Below are 21619 nucleotides of genomic sequence, written 5' to 3'. Positions count from 1 at the left end.
TGAATATAGGTGAATATGTGCATATTGGCTGCACTCATCGTGTTGTTATTGGTAATGACGTACTGATGGGAAGCAAGATATATATCACTGATCACAATCATGGCGTATATCGTGGTGATGAATGTGATAGTCCTGATAGTCTGCCAGCTGATAGGCGTTTGACTGAGGGAGAGTGTGTAGAGATTGGCGATAGGTGTTGGATTGGTGAATTTGTAACGATATTGTCAGGCGTTACCATTGGTGAAGGGTGCATTATCGGTAGCCATAGTACGGTAACACATGATATCCCCAAAAACTCTATCGCTGTAGGGAGCCCGGCAAAGGTGATAAAGCAATGGGATAAAACTTCGAAAAAGTGGTTGCGGGTTTGATTTTGAAAGGGGATAGATTCTGTGATAATGGCAAATAATCTGTTGCGGCAGTTTGAACTGCATAGCAAGGAATATGAAGATAAAGCGCTGGAGGTCTTGCGGTCTGGCTGGTATGTGTTGGGGAAGGAAGTTGAGGCTTTTGAGCAGGAATGGGCTGACTATATTGGAGCTAAGTATGCTGTAGGTCTGGCTAGTGGGCTGGATGCATTGTGGATCAGTTTCCGTTTGCTGGATATCAAGGCGGGGGATGAAGTCATTGTATGCTCCAATGCTTATATTGCCTGTGTGATGGGCATTACCATCAATGGGGCTACGCCAGTTTTTGTTGAACCCGATGAGTATGACAATATCGATGCAGATAAGATTGAAGCGGCAATTACAGATAAAACGAAAGCTATTCTGGCTGTACATCTCTATGGTCAAGCCTGTGATATGACGAAAATCATGGCGCTTGCCAACAAATACAATCTAAAGGTAGTAGAAGATTGTGCGCAGAGTCATGGTAATAAATGGCAGGGACAGACTGTGGGTACTTTCGGGGATGTAGGTTGTTTCAGTTTCTATCCAACTAAAGGATGCGGAGCATTTGGAGATGCGGGATGCATTATCACAAATAGTGAGGAACTGGCGAAGAAGTTCAAGGTGTTCCGTAACTATGGCAGTGAAAAGCACTATCACAATAAAGTGGTTGGCAGCAATAGCCGATTGGATGAATTACAGGCAGGGCTTTTGCGGGTAAAACTCAGCCACTTGGATGAATTCAATGCGGAACGTTGCCGTTTGGCGGATAGATATATGGAGGAGATAAAAAATCCTCATGTAAGACTGCCGAAAATTCGTACTGGAGCTGATTCCACTTGGCATCAGTTCGTGATTCACACGGATAAGCGGGACGAACTGCAGGCATTTTTAGCGGAGCGGGAAATCAAGACGCTGATTCACTATCCAATTCCACCACATCTTTCTGAGGCATATGCATATCTGGGGAAGAAAGTTGGCGACTATCCAATTGCAGAGAGGTATGCCAATGAAGTGTTGAGCCTGCCTATGTATAACGGTATGACGTCAAAGGAACAGACGGCAGTGATTGATGCTATAAACGAATTTTCTGTGTGAAGAGGATTCGAGAGAACTGACTTGTCATGGTGGTGAGAAATTATTAAAGGAAAAGTTTTTTCAGAAATCAGGCAGAAGAATTTGCTGCTTATAAGGCACTGTATTGCAGCGGGGAATCTTGCCTTGGCCATGCGTATTGTTTCCCTGCAAGCAAATATGTCCTACCAATATAATCAGTATTATTTGGATGGCGAACTAGAAAAGGTATGGCAATCGTTGTTGTCATACTTGCCTAGGGAGAATAAGCGTCAAGCTACAGACAGTAAACGGGTGCTATGGTATGACGCCTTTGGACTAGGAAATCGGGGGCTGGCATATATTTATCTGCAGGCACTTGACAAGTTAGGCTATGAAATCCTCTACATAACTTATGATGGTGTGCAGTCAACCTTGACACGAATAAATGAAATCGTGGGAATGGGACGACATAAAACCATTTTCTTGCCGCATGGGGATTTTATCAGTCAGTATGAGGCATTGACCAGACATATTATCGCATGGGGCGCGACATATAATTTCCTTTATACAACGCCACATGATGTGACGGGGATAGGTGCTTTTCAGAATCTGCCTGCCGGATTTCGGCGTTATCAAGTGAATCTGACGGATCACGCATATTGGCTTGGCATGGATGCTTTTGATATCTGCATTGAGTTCCGTGACTTTGGGGCGTATATTTCCCATGCCTTGCGGCAAATCCCCAAGAAAAAGCTGCGGAAATTGCCTTATTATCCTACGGTGGATAAAGAAGCCAAATTCCAAGGTTTTCCGTTTGATAGGAAAAATGGAAGCAAGGTGATGTTTTCTGGTGGCAGTATCTACAAGACGGTGGACAAGGAGAGCACATTTTATCAGATTGTAGCAGAACTTTTAACGGCAAATCCAAATCTCCTTTTTTGGTATGCAGGCAATAAAAGAGTTCCGGCCTTTAAGGCCTTGGAACAGAAATTTCCTGGACGGGTGACTTTTACGGCTGAACGCAGTGACTTGTATCAAGTATTGGAGAAGGTTGATGTGTATCTCAATACATATCCCGTGTCTGGGGCTTTGATGCTTCAGTATGCGGCATTGGCGGGAAAGGTTCCCTTTACCTTGATACATGATGATGATGCGTACGGTATTCTGCTTAGCGATGATGGTGTGTATTATTTGTCCCGGGATGAGATGGTAAGGAGTATCAATCGTTATATCAATGATGAGGAATATCGTCGTGACTTAGATATGCCTATGAAAGAGGCGGTAATAACACCTGATAAGTTTCAGGATAATTTACAGAAGCTGCTTACGGAAGATTATACGGATTATGGCATCAAATATCAGGCTGTGGATGTGGCGAGTTTCCAAAAGGTGTACAAGGAAAACTGGCAACGCGGTGATTGTTATCGCATGATAGTGGCCCAGAAAAATATATGGCTATACAGACATTACCTGCCAGAAATCTTTATATGGACTTGGTTGACCTTACAGGATGGTATATCCAAACTTGGAAAAAATTTCATTGGTAAACATAAAATTTAATATAAAATTAGGAGGCATAGATTTCCTTTGGAAAGTGATAAAGACAAAACACCCCCATATACTGGGGGACACTCTTATAATGTGTACCGCTATGATGATACATTTCACCAAAAGTGGAACGAATTTGTAAAGAATGCTCGTAATGGACATTTTATGTTCATACGGGAATATATGGAATATCACAGTGATAGATTTGCTGATTGTTCACTGATTATCCTTAATGAGAAAAATAACATCGTAGCATTGCTGCCAGCATCTACAAAGGATGGAATACTTACAAGTCATGGCGGGCTTACTTTTGGTGGTTTTGTGGTAGATAGCAAGATGACTGTGGAGCTGATGCTGGAGATTTTTGCATTGGTTAGGGGGGTTATCAAAGGATTAGGGATAAAGGAAATTATCTATAAATGTATTCCTTATATCTATAATCAGTATCCCGCGGAAGAAGACCGCTATGCTCTATGGCGCAATGATGCCCAGCTTTTCCGCCGTGATGTGTCCACAGCGGTGGTTCTCTCCACACCCTATAAGTATCAAAAAGGGCGTAAGTGGATGGTGGCTCGAGGACGTAAAAGCAATATTGATGTACATGAAAGCCAAGACTTTGCTGCATTTATGGATTTGGAAAACCGTGTACTGGCTGAATATCATCAAGCGAAGGCCGTTCATACGGCTGAGGAGATGAAGCTGTTAGCTGATAGATTTCCCGATAATATTCACCTGTGGGTGGGGGAAAGAGAGGGAGAACTTTTGGCAGGGGCGCTTGTCTTTGTTAATCGCAATGTGGTTCATACGCAGTATTTGGCTAATTCTCCAGAGGGCAGAGAATTGGGTGCTTTGGACAGGGTAATAGATCATCTACTGAAGGAAGCGTACGCTGGGTATAAGTATTTTGATTTTGGTACATCCAATGAGGAGCAGGGCAGAGTCTTGAATAAGGGCCTTATTGGCCAAAAGGAAGGCTTCGGTGCCCGGGCTGTGGTGCATGATTTCTATAGATGGAATATAACCTGACAATATAAATGAGGAGTAGTTCATATGACATTGAAAGAAAAATGCCCCATCTTGCAATTCAGTAATTTAGGGGATGAACGAGGAAAATTAGTGGTTATCGAAGGGGCACAGGCAATCCCTTTTGATATCAAACGGGTATTTTACATTTATGATTCGGATTCTATGGTAGTGCGGGGACAACATGCCAATCGGGAATCGGAGTTTGTACTCATTAACGTGGCGGGGCATAGCAAGGTGCGCATTACGGATGGAAAGGAGGAGTTTGTGGTTTCCTTGGATAAGCCCATGATGGGCGTATATATTCCCAAGATGATATGGAAAGATATGTATGAGTTTTCTTCGGATTCGGTACTGTTAGTGCTGGCCAGCACGCATTATGATGGTGGCGAATATATTCGGAATTACGATGATTATCTTAAGGAGATGGCGAATTGATTAATAGGTTGGTTGAGGAAAGAAGATGATGTTTTATCGGCTAGGTTGTAGTGAAAGAGGTTGATTAAAAGAATGGATTGTGTCAAAATTTCACAGACAGACAGACAGACAGACAGACAGACAGAATAATTATGACTTACTTCGAATAATAGCAGCTTTAGCAGTAATATGTAATCATACAACTGATTATTATATATGTCATCCACAGGAGAATGATTTATGGTTTTCTTGCGTAGTTTGGTCTTTGGTGTCTGTGGCTGTGCCAATTTTTTTTATGTTAAGTGGAGCTTTTTTGATTAGTAATGATAAAAATGCGGATTGTAGGTATTTTTATAAGCATTCACTAGGTAAACTGGGTATTCCTTTGCTTGTTTTTACCATCTTTTATATTTCTTGGTATGTGGGAATATCGCTAGTGAAAATGGCTTTAGGAAAAGAAGGTATAGTAGGGATAGTCTCTGTTGCAAAATATATAGTAACAGGTTGGCATGGGCATCCTCTATGGTTTATGTACACATTATTGGGGATATACTGTTTTATTCCATTGTTGGTTAGGATACGTAAGTATACAACTGTAAATTGTTTTCGAAAGTACGGTGCGATATTTTCATTATGGTGTGTGATTAGTTTTCTGGATATTAATATAGGGACATCTTGGAATATTGGCTTAGTAGCATGCTATATGGGATATGTGGTAAGTGGATATATATTGTATGATTTACTGCTAAGTAAGAAAAATAATTTTGTAGCTGCGATATGTTTAATCTGTGCTCTTTTGATAGGCGCTGGTAATGGCATGATGCTGTACGAATATGTTTTGGCAACGGGTGAGCTGAGAAATGTATGGGTTTCATCGGCGGGGGCACCGCTGATGGTAATAGAAGCAGTTTTGGTTTTTGTTGGTTTTGCATTTATCCGGATTAAAATAAATCTATTTCGATTATCGGTGTTAACATTCCCAGTTTATCTTATACATAAATTTGTTTTAGAAGTGTTGCAGAAAGCAAAATGTGAAATATGGCAATGGAATAGTTTTTGGGGAATACTGATTAGCGTTTTTTGTACATTTATATTATCTTTATTGTTGGCATGGATGTATTTAAAAATATATAGTGTTCTACGTAAATAGATGGTCGGTTTTTAGGAGGGAGTAAAAGTTTGAAAATAGCAATTGCAGGTACTGGGTATGTAGGACTATCGAATGGTGTTTTGTTGGCACAGCATAACGAAGTGGTAGCTTTGGATATAGTGCCAGAAAAGGTGCAGATGCTTAATCGAGGAAAGTCGCCAATCGTTGATGAGGATATTTCTGATTATTTAAGTAATCGCCAATTGAATTTTAGAGCAACGCTAGACCCGCAAGATGCTTTTGCTAGAGCAGATTTTGTGATTATATCCACACCTACCAATTATGATCCGGAGAAAAATTTCTTTGATACATCATCGGTTGAAACTGTAGTAGAGGAAGTTTTGAATATAAATGATAAGGCAACTATGGTTATTAAATCTACCGTGCCTGTTGGATATACAGAAAAGCTACGTAAACAGTATCATACAGATAATATAATATTTTCACCGGAGTTTTTGCGTGAAGGTAAGGCGCTGCATGATAATTTATATCCTTCACGTATTATAGTAGGTGAACAATCAAAGCGGGCTGAAGCCTTTGCCAAATTATTAGCTGATGGAGCAGTGAAAGAAAATATTCCAATATTGTTTACGGGCTCTACCGAAGCAGAAGCTATTAAACTTTTTGCTAATACATATTTGGCCTTGCGAGTTGCTTATTTTAATGAGTTGGATTCTTATGCAGAGGCGAGAGGGTTGAATACCAAGGAGATTATCCAAGGAGTAAGTCTTGATCCGAGAATTGGAGATTTTTATAATAATCCATCCTTTGGCTATGGCGGTTATTGTCTGCCTAAGGATACGAAGCAGTTATTAGCGAATTATCGTGATGTGCCGCAAAATTTAATTGCAGCAGTAGTGGAAGCTAACCGGACGCGTAAAGACTTTATAGCTGAAGAAATTTTAAAGAGAAATCCTAAAGTAGTGGGGATATACCGGTTGACAATGAAAACTGCCTCGGATAATTTCCGTGCGAGTGCTATTCAAGGTGTTATGAAAAGGATAAAGGCGAAAGGTATACCGTGTATTGTCTATGAACCAACTTTAAATACAGATGACTTTTTTCATTCTGAAGTAGTACAGAATTTGGATGAATTTAAAAAACGCAGTGATGTTATAGTTGCTAATCGTTGGCATGAAACATTGGCAAATGTACGGGACAAAGTATTCACTAGAGATCTTTTTAGTCGTGATTGACAGGGAAAGGCAAAGTATGGAATTTCGAGAGAGTAAGTATTTGATTTTTGATACACCCAAGAAGCTATCAATAAAATTTATTATTAAATGGATATTGGCAAAGGTAGCATCTCCATATTATAAGGTCATGTATTGGTGGACTGCGCCTAAGATACGACAAAAGAAATATACGGTGTCAATCTGTGCTATTTTTCGCGATGAAGGGGCTTATCTAAAAGAATGGCTTGAGTATCACTTGTTAATTGGTGTTGACCATTTCTATTTATATAATAATTTTTCTAAAGATAATTATTTGGAAATTCTTAACCCTTATATTGAGAAGGGCGTTGTTACACTTACCGATTGGCCTATACCACAAGGACAAATGGCAGCTTTTGCTGATTGTGCAGAAAAATATAGTGAGGAAACTAATTGGATTGGCTATATTGATTTAGACGAATATGTAGTACCTAATCATGACAATAATATAAAAGATTTACTAGCAAAGTTTACAAAGCGTCCATTGGTGCTCATTTATTGGCTTTATTTTACGTCTTCAGGGCATTTATATAGAAATAACGAAAATCTATTAACTGAAGATTTTACGGTGTGTTGGAAGAAATATGCTGATATAGGTAAATTGTTTTTTAATACAGCCTATGATTATGCGGATGATTTGCCGAGAAATCAGCATATGCATCATCGTTGGGCTCGTGTTGGTAACCACGTACTACCTCCAGTCAACGTATTTGATAAAGTATGTGCATGGGGAGAAAATCCAGTTCCAACTGATGACATGCCGGCTCAGATAAACCATTATGTGATAAAGTCTTATCAGGAATATGGTGAAAAGAAAAAACGTGGTGGTGGTGTGCATAAAGATATGCATGATGAACAATATTTTTGGGAGCATGAATTGATGAGTGCTAAAGCAGATTATCATATATTTAAATATATAATTTTGTTGAAGAAAAAGCTTAATGGATATAAATGACGTGCTCGTAGGAGGAAACATTGAAAATTGGAATTTTAACATCTTGGTTTGTGCCTAATTATGGGGCTTTTATGCAGGCGTATGCTTTACAGAAGGTGATAAGCGGACTGCGGCCGGATGATGATGTATTACAAATTGCTTACATTAACAAAGTTCATTATGACGTGTATTATAGCCTGTTTTATGCACCGCATAGATTCTGGCTTATAAATCCTCGTTTTTATAAGGATTTATGCAGGAGATTGTTGAATTGGTCTAAACGAGAGCAGTTAAAAGTATTTTTGGATTATTTTGCTAGAATTCCCCATACAAAAACGCTGAATGATAAGTCAATCTGTGAGGAAAAGTTTGATATAGTTGTCTTAGGTAGTGACATTATTTGGGATTACAGCCAACAGTCTTTTGGGAAGGATGAGTTTGTCTTTGGTAATCATATGCAGGTTGGAAAGGTTGTAGCCTATGCGCCCAGCTTTGGTACGGTGAAGGCAGATCGTGTGCCACCAGCCTATGTGGTGGATGGTTTGCAGAAGATGGGGGCTATAGCCGTGCGGGATGAAAATTCGGCAAGATTGGTAAAGCAGTACACGGGGAAAGATGCGTTGGTTGTGCTTGATCCAACGCTGTTGATGGATGCGAATGATGAGAAATTCGTCAAGCCTGATATTGAGGATTATATCGTGGTTTACGGAAGCAGCTTTACCACGGAACTGATTAACGGGGCAAGGGCGTATGCTGACAGTCATAATCTGAAGCTGGTATGTTTGGACAGCTTAGATGATACTTTTGACTGGTGCGATGTGAATATTAGTCAGGAGAGGCTTTCGCCCTTTGCCTGGTGTGGCTATTTCAAGCATGCTAAGGCCATCTTTACCTGCACCTATCACGGGTTGCTCTTTGGTCTTATCTTTCAGAAGCGGTTGATATTTAGCCCTACGCAATTCATTTTGGACAAAGCTTCATCATTGATTGATTATCTGGATTTGCGACAGGTGTTGGTGGAAATGACTGATTTTGCGGATAAGGCAGATTGGGATTGGGATTACAGTCGCATAAATGCCAAGTTTGCCGTAATGCGGGAAAAATCCATGGAGTATCTGAAGGAGTCGTTGAAGGTTAATGGCTGACAATGCAAAACGCGTGGCGAAAAATACGCTGGCACTGTATTTTCGTATGATATTTCTAGTTTTTGTATCTCTGTTTACAGTGCGGGTGGTTTTGCAGGTTTTGGGGGTGGAGGACTACGGCCTTTACAATGTAGTTGGTGGCTTTGTGGGACTCTTTTCCTTCTTCTCGGGAACCATGGTAAATGCTGCCCAGAGATATTTTGCCCTTAGCCTGGCCAGAAATGATTGGAAAACAGTCAACAAGACGTTTTCGCTCATTTTGGTCATTATTGCTGTTTTTGCCCTGCTTGTACTGATTCTCTGTGAAACAGGTGGCCTTTGGTTTTTGACCACGCAGATGACCATCCCAGCTGGTCGCATGATGGCGGCGCTGGTTGTTTACGAATTGTCAATTATAAGTTTTTTGGTGGTAATGCTGGGTTCGCCTTTGCAGGCACTATTGGTGGCAGATGAGAATCTGTCCATTTATGCGTTGGTATCAGTCTTTGAGGGGCTGGCTAAACTGGGCATTGTTTATGTTCTGCTGGCATTTGCAGGAGATAAGTTGATTATCTACTCAATTCTGCTATTTGGAGTAACCTTGGCGGTGCAGGGATTTTTCCTGTGGTATTGTCTGGGCAAATATCCGCAGCTGACGGTGCATATATATAGTAAGCGCAGTGAATACAAAGATGTTTTGGGATACATAAATTGGAATATCATTGGTGCTTTGGCACAAATTCTTAAAGGGCAGGGCGTCAATATCATCATCAATTTGTTTTTTGGCCCAGCGGTAAATGCGGCCCGGGGGATTGCCTATAACATCAATGCGGTGGTCATGTCCTTCTCACAGAACTTCATGAAGGCGGTTGATCCACAGATCATGAAGACTTATGCACTGGGAGAGGCGGAGAAGTTTCGCTTTATGCTGGTTATTTCCTCGAAAATATCTTATTTTCTGCTTTTTGTCATTGCATTGCCTTTGATGCTCAATATTTCCTATGTATTGGAGATGTGGTTGGGAACGCCGCCGGCACATACGGACCTTTTTGCTATATTAGTACTAATCGATGCTTTACTATCGGCACTAACTGATCCTTTGTGTACGGCAGTACATGCTGTGGGAAAAATGAAGTTCTACCAAATCGTGGTAGGCGGAGCCAGCCTGATGAATCTGCCGCTGTCCTATGGTTTGTTGGTTATCTGCCGGGAACCTTGGCTGCCCTTTGCCGTTGGAATTTTTATATCGCTGTTGATGGGATTTTTGCGGATGTATACGTTTCAGCGATTGTATCCTTTTAGCGGACGCAAATATTTTATCAAGGTGTATATTCCTGTGGGCTTAGTTACGTTGCTGGCTTGGGGGACGGGATATAATTTTTTTACTGATGCAGCTGATTTGGGGCAACTAGCAGGGCATAGTATTGGTTGTCTACTCTTGTCATGTATTTTTATTTTGCTGTTGGGCTTGAATAGGGAGGAACGGCAGCTGGTAGGAAAGATTTTTCCTATGGGCAAAGTCTTGGAGAAATTAAGGCGAGTTAAAGGAGAGTGATTGTGATTAAGAACGTCGCGGAAGTGAAACGGGAGACCTGCTTTGGCTGTACGGCCTGTATGGCTATTTGCAAATTGGGGGCCATTCATATGCAGGCTGATGCAGAAGGATTTATGGTGCCTGCCGTGGATGAAGAAAAATGTGTGAACTGTAGCGCTTGTACGAAGGTTTGTCCTGCCTTGCACCCTTGGAAGGGCCGGGAGGGAGAGAATAAGTTCTATGCCTTCCAGCATGAAGATGATACTGTATTGGTTAAAAGTACTTCAGGAGGAGCTTTTTCTGCAATTGCTAGCAGTGTAGATGATCCCTATGTATGCGGCTGTGTAATGGATGAAAAACTCTATGTGCGACATATTGTATCTCAGGCTGAAGAAGATATTGCCGCTATGCGAGGTTCGAAATATGTACAGAGCGATATGGGGAATGTTTTACGGGAGATTGGTGAAAAACTTTCAGCTGGGAAAAATGTAGTCTTTAGCGGCACATCCTGTCAGACGCATGGTTTACTGAATTATTTAGCAGCAGCAAAAATATCAACGGAGAATCTGATTACCATGGACTTGATTTGCCATGGTGTGCCCTCGAATCTTATGCATAAGGAATATGTGAAGAATTATGAGAAAAGCAAGGGCGTTAAAGGCGTAAAACATTATTTTAGAAGCAAGCGGCAGGGATGGGGATTGAGATTCATGCTCAAAAACTATGAACAACTGTTTGTTCATAGTGGACATAAACAAACAGTTGTTCATAGTTGCGTCGTTGCTGACAGGACTAGTTTGGAGTCCCAATTGTGGTTGAACATATTCTTTTCAGATTTGTGTCTGCGGGAGGCCTGCTACAACTGTCCTTATTGTACTGATAGCAAGCCTGCAGATATTACATTAGCTGATTTTTGGGGTATTGAAGAAACCGATGTAGATTTGGATTTTCCCAAGGGATGTTCCTTGCTTATTGGCAGAGGTGAGGGGATTAATATAGTAAAGAAATTGATAAAATTCAGGGCCTTGGATAAAAAGCAGGAATCTGTGGCAAGAAACTATCAAATACATTTAAATAGGCCAATAAAAAGACCTGCAAAACGAGATGATTTTTGGGAAGACTATCATAAGCATGGTTTTGATTTTGTGGCTAGAAAGTACTTGCGCTATGGAAAACGTTATAGCTTATTGATGTTGTTATACAATCTAGCTAATTTACTCAAAAATAAACGTTTGGCGCAAAAGATAGGGGGCTGGTTATTTTATTAACAGTCAGTCGGATTTGCGATTGTTTGATGAGTTAGTGATTTATACATAAATGATGATATTACAGATAAAAGAAGGTTTTGGAGAAGGAGGAATAGTGATTGTTTATTGTAAAAAAAAATTCCGAGATGATGAATAAGACATTTCGGTTGCCTGTTGATCTTATAGAAAGGTTGACGCAGGTGGCACAGTCGCAGGAGGTGTCGGTTAATAACCTAGTCCAGCAGTGCTGTGAGTATGCCCTGGGGGATATGGCAGGGGGAGGGAAGCCGGAGACGAAACAGAGGAAGTGAGTTTATGACGGAGCTTTCGAAGAATCTCCAGAGCATACGAGCGGCTCGTGGCCTGCGGCAACAGGATGTGGCCGATAGGCTGGGCATCAGCAGGGCTACCTATGCGAACTATGAGGCAGGACAGCGCAGCCCGAACAATGCTATGCTAATGAAAATCGCAGCTTTGTTTCGGGTGCGTGTAGATGATCTGTTGGGCTTTCAGGCAGATGAAAGCCATTTACTGCCTGAGGAGATTTCGCTATTGGAGCGTTTCCGGCAGTTACCCGCAGCCAAGCAGGAATTCTTTTCGCGGCTGGTTGATTTTGAGCTACAGGAAAATCTGAAGGCAGACGACAAGAAGGCATCGTTCTCGAAGAAATGAGAACGATGCCTTCTGTGCGGTAGATGAGCAACCAATTAGGCAGGATATGACATTCGCGGAACATGGCATAATTGCCAGAAAGTGCATGATCGCGGTGCTTTGGTTCTAAGGCTTTTCTCGATGCCAGTGTTTCAATGATTTTCTTGAGTTCGTGCATCGGAAGACCACGCTTTTTGGCTAGTTTGAAATCTTTTTTGAACTTTGTAGAGTAACGGACGTTAAGCATTCAGGTCATCCCACATTTCGTCTACTGTAGAAAAGGAACGACTAAGATTCTTTCCTGCCAGAGCGTCGTCTAAAACTTTTCTGGTTTCTGCATTGGGGATGTTGGGGGCGACAATATCAAAAGGAATGCGCCCTTGGTTCACAACCTGACGGCAGAAAAGATGGATTGCTGTGGACATGTTGAGTCCCATGCTTTTGAGTGCAGCTTCGGTTTCTTTTTTCAATGCTGAATCCATGCGCACTTGTATTGTTGCTGTAGCCATACTGATCCCTCCTATACGTATATTTTACAGCTGATATGTAGGTAAAGTCAATGAAATCGCAATGACTTGTAGTGCTTATTTTATATATGTGCAATAAAAAACATCGTTCTCGAAAAGGAGAACGATGTTTCAGTATTCGATTAAGCGAAGTACATGCCTTCACTGATGGTGTTGGCGAGTTCTTCTTCGTTCATGTCGCTGGTGTCTTTCGGCAGGGCTTCGTAGACGTCCATGCGGTTCTTGATGAACTGGGTGTCGATGTTGCCCGTGCGGAAGTAGGTGTCCTTGAGGATTTTCTTGTGCAGCGATACGGTGGTCTTGACGCCGTCGATGCGGAATTCCTTGAGGGCGCGCTCCATGATCTTGATGGCGTCGCCACGCGTGCGGCCATGGGCGATAATCTTGGCAATCATCGAGTCATAGTACGGCTCGATGGCAAGGCCTGCCGTTACGCCGCTGTCGAAGCGGACGCGGGGGCCGCTCGGCTCATGCAGGAACGTGATGTCGCCCGGAGACGGCAGGAAGTTGTTGTCCGGGTCCTCGGCGTTGATGCGGCACTCGATGGCGTGTCCCGTGAAGGAGACGTCTTTCTGCGTGAATTCGAGCGCTTCGCCGGCAGCGATACGGATCTGCGTGCGGACAAGATCGATGCCCGTGACGGCTTCGGTGATGCCGTGCTCGACCTGGATGCGCGGGTTGATTTCCATGAAGTAGAATTCGTTGTTCGAGAGGTCGAGCAGGAATTCTACGGTGCCGATGTTGGAGTAGTGGACGCTCTTGGCGGCCTTTACGGCGAGCTGGCCAACGCGTTCGCGCATATCCTGCGTCAGGGCAATCGATGGCGATTCCTCGAGGAGCTTCTGGTTGCGGCGCTGCAGCGAGCATTCACGCTCGCCGAGATGCAGGACTTCGCCGTAGTTATCGGCAACAATCTGTACTTCGATATGGCGGGAACGCTCGATGTAGTGCTCGAAGTAGTATTTCGTTTTCGTGATGTCGACGAGCAGGTTCAGGATGTTGCGCAGGTCTTCTTCGTTGCGCGCAACGCACATGCCTTTGCCGCCGCCGCCAGCAACCGGCTTGAGGATGACCGGATAGCCGACTTCCTCGGCTGCCTTCATGGCTTCTTCGTTGCTGGTCAGCGGATCGCTGCCTTTGGCCATCGGGATGCCCGATGGAGCAATCGAGGCGCGGGCGATATCTTTATCGCCGACGAGGCGGATGGTCTCCGGCATCGGTCCGATCCAGGTGATGCCAGCTTTCGTGACCTGCTCGGCAAAGTCAGCATCCTCGGAGAGGAAGCCGTACCCCGGGTGGATGGCATCGGCGCCAGATTCGCGGGCAGCAGCGAGCAGGGCTGCTTTGTTGAGATAGCTTTCCATGGCATCAGCCGGGCCGACGCAGATGGCGTGGTCAGCCAGACGGACATGCAGAGCCTTGGCGTCGGCTTCGGAGTATACGGCTACCGTTTCGATATCGAGCTCCTGGCAGGCGCGGATAATGCGAACGGCGATCTCGCCGCGATTCGCGATAAGAATGCGTTTAAACATAGGATTACCTCCTAAACTTAACAAAGTAAATATAAATAAGTTTAAATAAGTCTATTAGTGTCAAGCAACTGGTATTAGTACCTGTTCCTAACAAGACTTCATGAAGGAATTCTAGCACAGTTGTCTGATAAATGCAATGATAATTTTCGGTTATTGTAATAATTCTTTAGAAGAATTATTTATACTGTATACAGATTTGGCGTTTCATTTGATCGGTCAAATGGAGTATAATAAGAAGCATCGATTATAGGTGACGACAATATAGAAGAAAGGAAGTGAGCCGATGAACGAGACGGTGGAGGAAAAGCTCAAGCTGCTGCCTGATAAGCCTGGCGTCTACATCATGAAGAATGAACAGGGCAAAATCATTTATGTGGGCAAGGCCGTGGTGCTCAAGAACCGTGTGCGGCAGTATTTCCAGTCGAACAAGAACCATACGCCGAAGGTGCGGGCGATGGTTTCGCATATCGCGGACTTTGAGATCATCATGACGCATTCTGAGGTCGAGGCCTTGATTCTTGAGTGCAATCTTATCAAGAAGCATCGGCCTCGCTATAATATCAGTCTCAAGGATGATAAGAGCTATCCTTACGTCAAGGTGACGGTGCAGGAGGATTTTCCGCGCGTGTTCATCACGCGGCGGGTCTTGAAGGATGGGGCGCGTTATTTTGGCCCGTATACGAATGCGACGGCAGTTCATGAAAGCCTAAAGCTGCTGCGGCGTCTGTTCCCGCTGCGGACCTGCAGGCATCTGCAGGAGCGGCCGTGCCTTGAGTACCATATCAAGCGCTGCCTGGCACCTTGTGCCGGCAAGGTGGAGAAAGATGATTACGATGCGATGATCCGTGCGGTGTTGTTGTTTTTGGAAGGGCGCACCGATGATGTGGAGCGGGAGCTGCAATTCCGCATGGAGGCGGCGGCCGATGCCTATCATTTCGAGCTGGCGGCGCGATTGCGCGATCAGCTGCTGGCTGTACGCAAGGTAGCGGAGAAGCAGAATATCGTCACAGGTTCGGGCGATCAGGATGCCGTGGGCATGGCGCGTTCGGAAATCGGCGTCGTTGTGCAGATTTTCTTCATCCGTGCAGGCAAGATGATTGGCCGTGAGCATTTCCTGTTGCAGAGCACGGAAGAGGAAAGCGACGAGGCAATCCTGGCGGCTTTTTTGCAGCAGTATTATCATCGGGCCGCGTTTATTCCACGCGAGGTGTTGCTGCCGTTGGAGCTGCCAGCAGCTGAGCGCGAGCTGCTCGAAGCCTGGCTCAGTGAGAAAAAGCGCAAAGCCAAGGTGCAGATTTTGTGTCCGCAGCGCGGGACTAAGCATGATATCGTGGCAATGGCTGCGGGCAATGCGCAGAAATATCTGGCGGATGAGGCTGCACGCATCAAGCAGGCCAACGACCAGACACGCGGGGCAGTCGAGGAGCTCGGGCGTTATCTGGGGCTTAGGAATCCGCCTGACCGCATGGAGTGTTTCGATATTTCACATATCCAGGGCAGTGAGACGGTGGCGTCGATGGTCGTCTTTGAAGGCGGCCTGCCGAAGAAGTCGGACTATCGGCGGTTCAAGATCCAGAGCACGGAAGGCAAGCCGGATGATTTCCTGTCGATGCGCGAGGTGACAACGCGCCGCTATGTCGGTCTGCCGGAAAATGAGCTGCCTGATCTCATCGTCATTGATGGTGGTAAGGGTCAGCTCTCATCGGCACTGGAAATCATCCGCCAGCATGCCGGACATAAAAAGGTGCCGGTGGTTGGCCTGGCCAAGCAGTTTGAGCTCGTATTCCGTGAGGGCGAGTCAGAGCCGGTGGTACTGCCGCGCCATAGCCAGGCATTATACCTTATCCAGCGCATTCGCGATGAGGCCCATCGGTTTGCGATTACGTATCATCGCAAACTGCGCGGCAAGCGCAATCTTGTCTCGGTGCTTGACCATATCGTCGGTATCGGGCCGAAACGCCGGCAGGCGCTATGGTCGCATTTCGGCACGCTCAGCCGCATCAAGGCGGCTGGGGTTGAGGAACTCATGGCGGCGCCAGGCATGAACCGGCCAGCGGCGGAGGCCGTCTTTAATTTCTTTTTGGCACAACAGGAATTTCGAGGGAAGGATAAAGATATAAATGAAAACAGTTGATTTGCATGTCCATTCGCTGGTATCTGATGGCAGCTACCGTCCGGCTGAGCTGGTAAGGCTTGCCAAGGAGCGTGGCCTTTCGGCTTTGGCGCTGACCGACCACGATGTTATTGCGGGCAATGCGGAGGCCGCTGCAGCGGCAAAGGAAGCTGGTATCGAATTCATCCCGGGCATGGAGCTTGCGGCGACTTTTGGCGAGCGCAAGGTGCATATCGTCTGCCTTGGCTTCGATCCAGAGCATCCATCGTTTCAGAAGGTCTATAAGAAGATCCGCGCGGTCAAGGAAGGAAAAATTGAGGAAATCATCGCCTACGTCAGGGACAAGGGCGTAGATATTTCTGTAGAGAAGGTGCGTCCCTTTGCCTATGATGGCCCGTTTGACCGCTATGCCATCATGCGCTATCTGGTGTCGCTGCACATGTATGACCGTGCCCAACCGCTCTGGGATAATTATCTCGATCCGGCAGCCGCTGAACTCGGGCTCAATAAGACGATCACGGTCGAGGAAGCGCTGCCGCTTATCCATGAGGCGGGTGGCGTGACATCACTGGCGCATTTCCATAAGAATATCGGCCTCAAGGGGTTGACGCGTGAGCAGCAGGAAGAGGCTATCTGTTATCTGCATAGTCTTGGCCTTGATGGGATGGAGCGTTATTATCCAAACTATACCGAGGAAGATAAGGCGTTTGCTGCAGCCATGATTGCAAAATACAGTCTGCTGCCAACGGGCGGCACGGATTTCCACGGCACGAACCGTCCGGGAATCGAGCTAGGTACAGGTATTGACAACAATATGGCCGTGCCGTATGAGTTCTTTGCCCAGGTCAAGGCGCATTGCGGGAAATGATAGGATAAGACACGGGATTAGAGGATAGCAATGGTTAGGATAAAAGATGTAGCGAAAGAAGCAGGGGTAGCAGCAAGTACTGTATCATTGGTCATGAACAAGAAAGGCTATGTTTCGGAAGCAACACGGCAAAAAGTCGAGGCTGCCATGAAGAAGCTCAAATATGTGCCGAGTGAGGTAGCGCGCAATCTGTCTCTTAGCCGGACAAATACGATCGGTGTCATCATGCCATCGGTATCGCATCCATTTTTTGGTGAGGTCATCGAAGCACTGGAGGCTGCGCTTTATGACCAGAATTGCAAGATGATGCTATGTTGTACGCAGCATAAAGAAAATGGGGAGCGGACCTTTGTGGATATGCTCAAGCGGCGGACTATGGATGGCATCATCATGGGGGCCCATTCACTGGATGTTTCGCTGTATGCAGATGTCCAGCAGCCGATTGTGGCCTTTGACCGTTATCTGAATGATCGGATTCCGATTGTGCATTGCAATCATAAAAAAGGAGGACAATTGGCGGCGGAGCGCTTTTTGGCGCATGGGTGCAGGCATATTGTCGAAGTCATAGGTTATCAAGGGGTACAGACGCCAGCCAATGAATATCATTTCAATGCGGCAGATATCTTACACGCGCATGGGGTAAGAGTGGACGTGGTTGAGATGCCGTGGAATGCGTTTGATTATCCGAGCTTTGCAGCGGCAGCACAGCAGTTATTCCAGCAGTATCCGGATGTAGATGGCGTACTGGGAGCAGATTTGGCTATTGCGGCGTGTTTGCATGTCGCTGCCGCGCTGGGGCGGCGTGTCCCTGATGATTTGCGCTTGCTTGCCTATGATGGCACAGCGGTGACGCGGATGGGGTTAGAGCCGATCACTGCTGTGCGGCAGCCGATTCGTGAATTGGCGGAGCTATCGGTACGTAAAGTGCTGCAGATGGTCAATGGTACGTATGAAGACGGGCCTTGGGTTATCGATCCGTTTATCCTGGATGGCAATACTTGTTGATTCCTATTTTTTATTATATGCTATATATTTGCCGCAAATACTATTGACAAATCGTATTTGCGGCGTTATTATTAATACATCGAACCGATTCGATATTGGTTCGATGTATTTTTGAATAAATCTCGAACCGGTTTGAGAGAAAGAAGAAGCTATGGGGGATAATCGATGAAAGAAAAAATACGGGTGAATAATCAAAGATATAGACTAGGGTATCATTTGATGACCAGCGGCGGATGGATGAATGATCCCAATGGTTTTTCCTGGTTCAAAGGCTATTATCATATGTTTTATCAGTATTATCCATATGCGGCTGAATGGGGGCCGATGCATTGGGGGCATGCGCGGAGCAAGGATTTGGTACATTGGGAGACGCTGCCTGTTGCGTTGACACCAGATGAAGCGGAGGATGGCTGCTTTTCTGGCAGTGCGGTTGTCTATGAGGACAAACTTTGGCTGATCTATACAGGCCATCATTTGACCGACCCTGCAGACAGCGAGGCGTTTTATCAGGATCAGAACCTTGCGTGGTCAGAGGATGGCGTTCATTTCGTGAAATATGAAGGAAATCCGGTCTTGCAGGTACCGGCGGATAATACAAAACATTTTCGCGATCCTAAGGTTTGGCAGGAGGCGGGGACTTTCTATATGGTGCTGGGGAGCCAAGGGCAGGACGGCTTAGGACGGGCGCTGCTCTATCAGTCGAAGGATCTCAAGCAGTGGGAGAAGGTCAGTGTCTTAGCAAAAGCTGCAAATGTAAAAAGTGAAGGTTATATGTGGGAGTGTCCGGATTTCTTCCCTCTGATGGGGCAGGACGTTTTACTGATGTCGCCGCAAGGGTTAGAAGCGCAGGGCGATCGGTTCCGCAATCTCAATCAGACGGGCTATATGCTGGGACAGGTTACAGATGACAAGGAATTCATTCGCGGCCAGTTCGAGGAAATCGACCATGGGCATGATTTTTATGCTACGCAGACCATGCTGGCACCAGATGGAAGAAGAATCATGGTAGCGTGGATGAATGCTTGGGATTCGCCCATGTATGAAAAGACAGATGGCTGGGCGGGGGCTTTGACGATTCCTCGGGAATTATCCATAAAGGATAATCATATATATCAGCGGCCGATTCAAGAAATGCAGCTGCTGCGCGAGAAAAAATTATGGGATGGCAATCTGGCTGCTGGAAAACAGCTGGCGATACCACGTACGGCTGAAGTGGAGCTGGTTTTTGGGGATATCCCCGATGGCAAGCAAAAGCTTTTGGAATTGAGTGATGGACAGCAGACGCTTAGTTTGGAGATAGATAGGAGGGACAGGCGTCTGATGCTTAGGCGTACGACGGAGGATGGTGAGCGGTCGCTCACCATGCGTTCGGCGGCGCAGCTGGATTTGACGGTGTATATTGATAATAGTTCTGCAGAATTGTTTGTGAACGAGGGGGAATTTACGTTTACCGAACGGATTTATTGGCAGAACGATTTGACGATGCAGCTTCCCTGGGGGGCTGAAGTTGCTAAGGTTTACGCCTTGGAGGCACAGGCCAATCAATATTGACCGCTAGATAATCGGGGCAGAAATGGTATGGATAAAGGGGGATTTACCATGAAATTTCTACAGGCATTTCAAAATCCATTTTATCGTGTTGGTTCTACACAGTTGTTGTTATTCTTTATGGGCTGGGGAATCTGGTGGTCATTTTTCCAGATATGGCTCACGACAAAACAAGGTTTTTCGGGGACTCAAGTAGGTACGATTTTTTCGTTTGGCTCGGCGGTCGCGCTGGTCTTGATGTTTGTTTATGGTTCGATTCAGGATAAACTTGGCATGAGGAAAAATCTGTTGCTGGCTTTGATCGGGTTACAGATATTCATAGCACCGTTCTTTACCTGGGTGTATGTACCGATGCTGGAAAACAATTTTTTCCTTGGTGCGATGGTTGGTGCGATTTACTTGGCAATTTCGTATTTGGCAGCTTGCCCTGTGTTTGAGGCTGTAACTGAGCGCATGAGCCGGCGGTATCATTTCGAGTATGGACAGGCAAGGGCTTGGGGCTCCTTTGGCTATGCTGTGGCAGCGCTGGCCGCCGGATTCCTCTTCACCATCAATCCGTATCTGATCTTTTGGACGGGGTCGGCGATTTCTGCCATATTGTTCGTGAGCTTGCTGGTATGGAGACCTGAGCGTGACACGAAAAATCTGGCGCATTATGAGGATAAAGAAGAGAGCAGAAAAGATAATAAAACACCATCGATGCGAGAGATCCTGGGTGTATTCAAAATCTTTGACGTTTGGAAGATTATACTCTTTGTGGTTATGAGCTGGACGTTTTATACGGTGTTCGATCAACAGATGTTTCCGGAGTTTTTCACCCGTTTCTTTGCAACGCCGGAACAGGGGCAGCAGGCTTATGGTGTGCTGAACTCCGTTGAAGTATTTTTGGAATTCCTGATGATGGGGTTGGTGCCTGTATTCATGAGAAAGATTGGTGTCCGCAAGGCCATTCTCCTCAGCTGTGCAATCATGATCTTGCGTATCGGCGGCTGCGGCTTGGTTACGAATCCGTTCGGTGTAGCAGTGATTAAGCTGTTGCATGCTCCGGAGACAGCACTGTTTATTTTGGCCATCTTCCGTTATTTTACGCTCCATTTCGATACGCGTATCTCGGCGACGCTCTATATGGTGGGCTTCCAGATTGCTGCGCAGGTTGGCCAGATTATTTTCTCGGCTCCTTTAGGAGCACTGCATGATTCAATTGGTTATCAGCCGACATTTCTGGTGATCTCTGGAATCGTGTGTGTGGCAAGCGTGTATGCCTTTGTTGTTCTGCGGAAGGATGATCAATGCGTAGAAGGCCAGCCGCTGGAGGCGGTGCTCGAGTGACGTGGCCTCGCTGCAGCCGGGAAAAATAATTGCAGGGAGGCAGGAATTCATCTTTGGTGAGGCGAAGTGTACTCCTAGGATAACAGGTGTGTAGATATTTTAGGAGGTTCGGTTATGAAGACTTGGGTTTGCTCGGTTTGTGGCTGGATTTATGATGAAGAAAAGGGAGATCCGGATTACGATCTGGCTCCAGGCGTTCCTTTTGAAGAGCTGCCGGATGATTTCGTCTGCCCGCTCTGTGGTGTCGGCAAGGACATGTTCGAGGAACAGTCGTGACGAGTGGATAGGGATGGATCCTGTCCACTCTGTATGGTCAAAGAGGCCCTTTATGAAAGGGGCCTCTTTTATTTTCTGACGAATTGTTAGCAGGTCTTATGATAATAATCATAATTTATGATAAAATAAGAAAT

General features: G+C 45.4%; 21 protein-coding genes and 1 pseudogene. 19 read left to right on the top strand and 3 right to left on the bottom strand.

Translation table 11 applies throughout. The features are described 5' to 3' along the window. The 13 genes from FZ041_RS10465 to FZ041_RS14840 form a co-directional block, all read left to right on the top strand. Positions 1 to 371 (top strand): DapH/DapD/GlmU-related protein (locus tag FZ041_RS10465; RefSeq protein WP_304621481.1); only part of this gene is annotated, 371 nt, incomplete at its 5' end. A 27-nt stretch (positions 372 to 398) separates the two neighbouring features. After that, positions 399 to 1487, top strand: coding sequence for a DegT/DnrJ/EryC1/StrS family aminotransferase (locus tag FZ041_RS10460; protein ID WP_149189505.1), 1089 nt, complete (start codon positions 399 to 401; stop codon positions 1485 to 1487). Positions 1488 to 1610: 123 nt separating this feature from the next. Continuing rightward, on the top strand, positions 1611 to 3005 hold the full coding sequence (locus tag FZ041_RS10455; protein WP_149189504.1) for a glycosyltransferase family protein: 1395 nt from the start codon (positions 1611 to 1613) through the stop codon (positions 3003 to 3005). 27 nt (positions 3006 to 3032) lie between these two features. Beyond that, positions 3033 to 4019 (top strand): GNAT family N-acetyltransferase, encoded by a 987-nt coding sequence (locus FZ041_RS10450; RefSeq protein ID WP_222931156.1) that lies wholly within the window; start codon positions 3033 to 3035, stop codon positions 4017 to 4019. Between the two features lie 24 nt (positions 4020 to 4043). Further along, positions 4044 to 4454, top strand: a complete 411-nt coding sequence (locus FZ041_RS10445; RefSeq protein ID WP_149189503.1) for a sugar 3,4-ketoisomerase — start codon at positions 4044 to 4046, stop codon at positions 4452 to 4454. A 79-nt stretch (positions 4455 to 4533) separates the two neighbouring features. Beyond that, positions 4534 to 5583 carry an acyltransferase gene (locus tag FZ041_RS10440; RefSeq protein ID WP_187626364.1) on the top strand — a complete coding sequence of 350 codons (1050 nt, stop codon included), beginning with the start codon at positions 4534 to 4536 and terminating at the stop codon, positions 5581 to 5583. 29 nt (positions 5584 to 5612) lie between these two features. Beyond that, complete coding sequence (locus FZ041_RS10435) at positions 5613 to 6779, top strand: nucleotide sugar dehydrogenase (RefSeq protein WP_149189501.1); 1167 nt, start codon at positions 5613 to 5615, stop codon at positions 6777 to 6779. A gap of 16 nt (positions 6780 to 6795) precedes the next feature. Continuing rightward, a complete protein-coding gene (locus FZ041_RS10430) occupies positions 6796 to 7752 on the top strand; it encodes a glycosyltransferase family 92 protein (protein WP_187626363.1) in 957 nt (318 codons plus the stop codon). Positions 7753 to 7772: 20 nt separating this feature from the next. Next, positions 7773 to 8876, top strand: a complete 1104-nt coding sequence (locus FZ041_RS10425) for a polysaccharide pyruvyl transferase family protein (RefSeq protein ID WP_149189499.1) — start codon at positions 7773 to 7775, stop codon at positions 8874 to 8876. Then, a complete protein-coding gene (locus FZ041_RS10420; RefSeq protein WP_149189498.1) occupies positions 8869 to 10410 on the top strand; it encodes a lipopolysaccharide biosynthesis protein in 1542 nt (513 codons plus the stop codon). The genes FZ041_RS10425 and FZ041_RS10420 overlap by 8 nt, the downstream gene beginning before the upstream one ends. A 2-nt stretch (positions 10411 to 10412) precedes the next feature. Then, the gene (locus FZ041_RS10415; RefSeq protein ID WP_149189497.1) at positions 10413 to 11657 is read left to right on the top strand and encodes a Coenzyme F420 hydrogenase/dehydrogenase, beta subunit C-terminal domain; all 1245 of its coding nucleotides are present in this window, start codon (positions 10413 to 10415) and stop codon (positions 11655 to 11657) included. Between the two features lie 98 nt (positions 11658 to 11755). Then, positions 11756 to 11947, top strand: a complete 192-nt coding sequence (locus tag FZ041_RS10410; RefSeq protein ID WP_149189496.1) for a ribbon-helix-helix domain-containing protein — start codon at positions 11756 to 11758, stop codon at positions 11945 to 11947. A 4-nt stretch (positions 11948 to 11951) separates the two neighbouring features. Next, complete coding sequence (locus FZ041_RS14840; protein WP_255449355.1) at positions 11952 to 12308, top strand: helix-turn-helix domain-containing protein; 357 nt, start codon at positions 11952 to 11954, stop codon at positions 12306 to 12308. Positions 12309 to 12321: 13 nt separating this feature from the next. Here the strand turns inward: FZ041_RS14840 and FZ041_RS14835 are convergent. The 3 genes and pseudogenes from FZ041_RS14835 to FZ041_RS10390 form a co-directional block, all read right to left on the bottom strand. Then, positions 12322 to 12534 (bottom strand): annotated as a pseudogene (locus FZ041_RS14835) (type II toxin-antitoxin system YafQ family toxin); the annotation flags it as partial. Continuing rightward, on the bottom strand, positions 12527 to 12796 hold the full coding sequence (locus tag FZ041_RS10395) for a type II toxin-antitoxin system RelB/DinJ family antitoxin (protein WP_075428542.1): 270 nt from the start codon (positions 12794 to 12796) through the stop codon (positions 12527 to 12529). The gene FZ041_RS10395 and the pseudogene FZ041_RS14835, both read right to left, overlap by 8 nt. A 140-nt stretch (positions 12797 to 12936) precedes the next feature. Next, entirely contained in the window at positions 12937 to 14346 is a 1410-nt protein-coding gene (locus tag FZ041_RS10390; RefSeq protein ID WP_149189493.1) for an acetyl-CoA carboxylase biotin carboxylase subunit, read from the bottom strand. Positions 14347 to 14629: 283 nt separating this feature from the next. Here FZ041_RS10390 and uvrC point away from each other — a divergent pair, with 283 nt between their 5' ends. From uvrC to FZ041_RS10360, 6 genes are all read left to right on the top strand, one after another. Next, positions 14630 to 16480, top strand: a complete 1851-nt coding sequence (uvrC, locus tag FZ041_RS10385) for an excinuclease ABC subunit UvrC (RefSeq protein ID WP_149189492.1) — start codon at positions 14630 to 14632, stop codon at positions 16478 to 16480. Continuing rightward, entirely contained in the window at positions 16467 to 17327 is an 861-nt protein-coding gene (locus tag FZ041_RS10380) for a PHP domain-containing protein (RefSeq protein ID WP_149189491.1), read from the top strand. Before uvrC ends, FZ041_RS10380 begins: the two co-directional genes overlap by 14 nt. A 30-nt stretch (positions 17328 to 17357) precedes the next feature. Beyond that, positions 17358 to 18332, top strand: a complete 975-nt coding sequence (locus tag FZ041_RS10375; RefSeq protein WP_075428538.1) for a LacI family DNA-binding transcriptional regulator — start codon at positions 17358 to 17360, stop codon at positions 18330 to 18332. Positions 18333 to 18497: 165 nt separating this feature from the next. After that, positions 18498 to 19883 (top strand): glycoside hydrolase family 32 protein, encoded by a 1386-nt coding sequence (locus FZ041_RS10370; RefSeq protein ID WP_075441312.1) that lies wholly within the window; start codon positions 18498 to 18500, stop codon positions 19881 to 19883. A gap of 27 nt (positions 19884 to 19910) precedes the next feature. Beyond that, on the top strand, positions 19911 to 21209 hold the full coding sequence (locus FZ041_RS10365) for an oligosaccharide MFS transporter (protein ID WP_255449354.1): 1299 nt from the start codon (positions 19911 to 19913) through the stop codon (positions 21207 to 21209). Between the two features lie 114 nt (positions 21210 to 21323). Continuing rightward, a complete protein-coding gene (locus FZ041_RS10360) occupies positions 21324 to 21485 on the top strand; it encodes a rubredoxin (RefSeq protein WP_075428535.1) in 162 nt (53 codons plus the stop codon). The last annotated feature ends 134 nt before the right edge of the window (positions 21486 to 21619 follow it).

Source organism: Pseudoselenomonas caprae (assembly GCF_008271345.1).
GTDB lineage: Bacteria > Bacillota > Negativicutes > Selenomonadales > Selenomonadaceae > Selenomonas_A > Selenomonas_A caprae.
The sequence above is the reverse complement of the archived record's forward strand: the minus strand, read 5'-3'. Positions and strand labels throughout refer to the sequence as shown.

What these genes read in the sequence shown, in the direction of transcription:
- FZ041_RS10460 (WP_149189505.1), top strand. Translation starts at nt 399, where the DNA reads ATGGCAAATAATCTGTTGCGGCAGTTTGAACTGCATAGCAAGGAATAT.
- FZ041_RS10445 (WP_149189503.1), top strand. Translation starts at nt 4,044, where the DNA reads ATGACATTGAAAGAAAAATGCCCCATCTTGCAATTCAGTAATTTAGGG.
- FZ041_RS10430 (WP_187626363.1), top strand. Translation starts at nt 6,796, where the DNA reads ATGGAATTTCGAGAGAGTAAGTATTTGATTTTTGATACACCCAAGAAG.
- FZ041_RS10420 (WP_149189498.1), top strand. Translation starts at nt 8,869, where the DNA reads ATGGCTGACAATGCAAAACGCGTGGCGAAAAATACGCTGGCACTGTAT.
- FZ041_RS14840 (WP_255449355.1), top strand. Translation starts at nt 11,952, where the DNA reads ATGACGGAGCTTTCGAAGAATCTCCAGAGCATACGAGCGGCTCGTGGC.
- FZ041_RS10395 (WP_075428542.1), bottom strand. Translation starts at nt 12,796, where the DNA reads ATGGCTACAGCAACAATACAAGTGCGCATGGATTCAGCATTGAAAAAA.
- FZ041_RS10390 (WP_149189493.1), bottom strand. Translation starts at nt 14,346, where the DNA reads ATGTTTAAACGCATTCTTATCGCGAATCGCGGCGAGATCGCCGTTCGC.
- uvrC (WP_149189492.1), top strand. Translation starts at nt 14,630, where the DNA reads ATGAACGAGACGGTGGAGGAAAAGCTCAAGCTGCTGCCTGATAAGCCT.
- FZ041_RS10380 (WP_149189491.1), top strand. Translation starts at nt 16,467, where the DNA reads ATGAAAACAGTTGATTTGCATGTCCATTCGCTGGTATCTGATGGCAGC.
- FZ041_RS10375 (WP_075428538.1), top strand. Translation starts at nt 17,358, where the DNA reads ATGGTTAGGATAAAAGATGTAGCGAAAGAAGCAGGGGTAGCAGCAAGT.
- FZ041_RS10370 (WP_075441312.1), top strand. Translation starts at nt 18,498, where the DNA reads ATGAAAGAAAAAATACGGGTGAATAATCAAAGATATAGACTAGGGTAT.
- FZ041_RS10365 (WP_255449354.1), top strand. Translation starts at nt 19,911, where the DNA reads ATGGATAAAGGGGGATTTACCATGAAATTTCTACAGGCATTTCAAAAT.
- FZ041_RS10360 (WP_075428535.1), top strand. Translation starts at nt 21,324, where the DNA reads ATGAAGACTTGGGTTTGCTCGGTTTGTGGCTGGATTTATGATGAAGAA.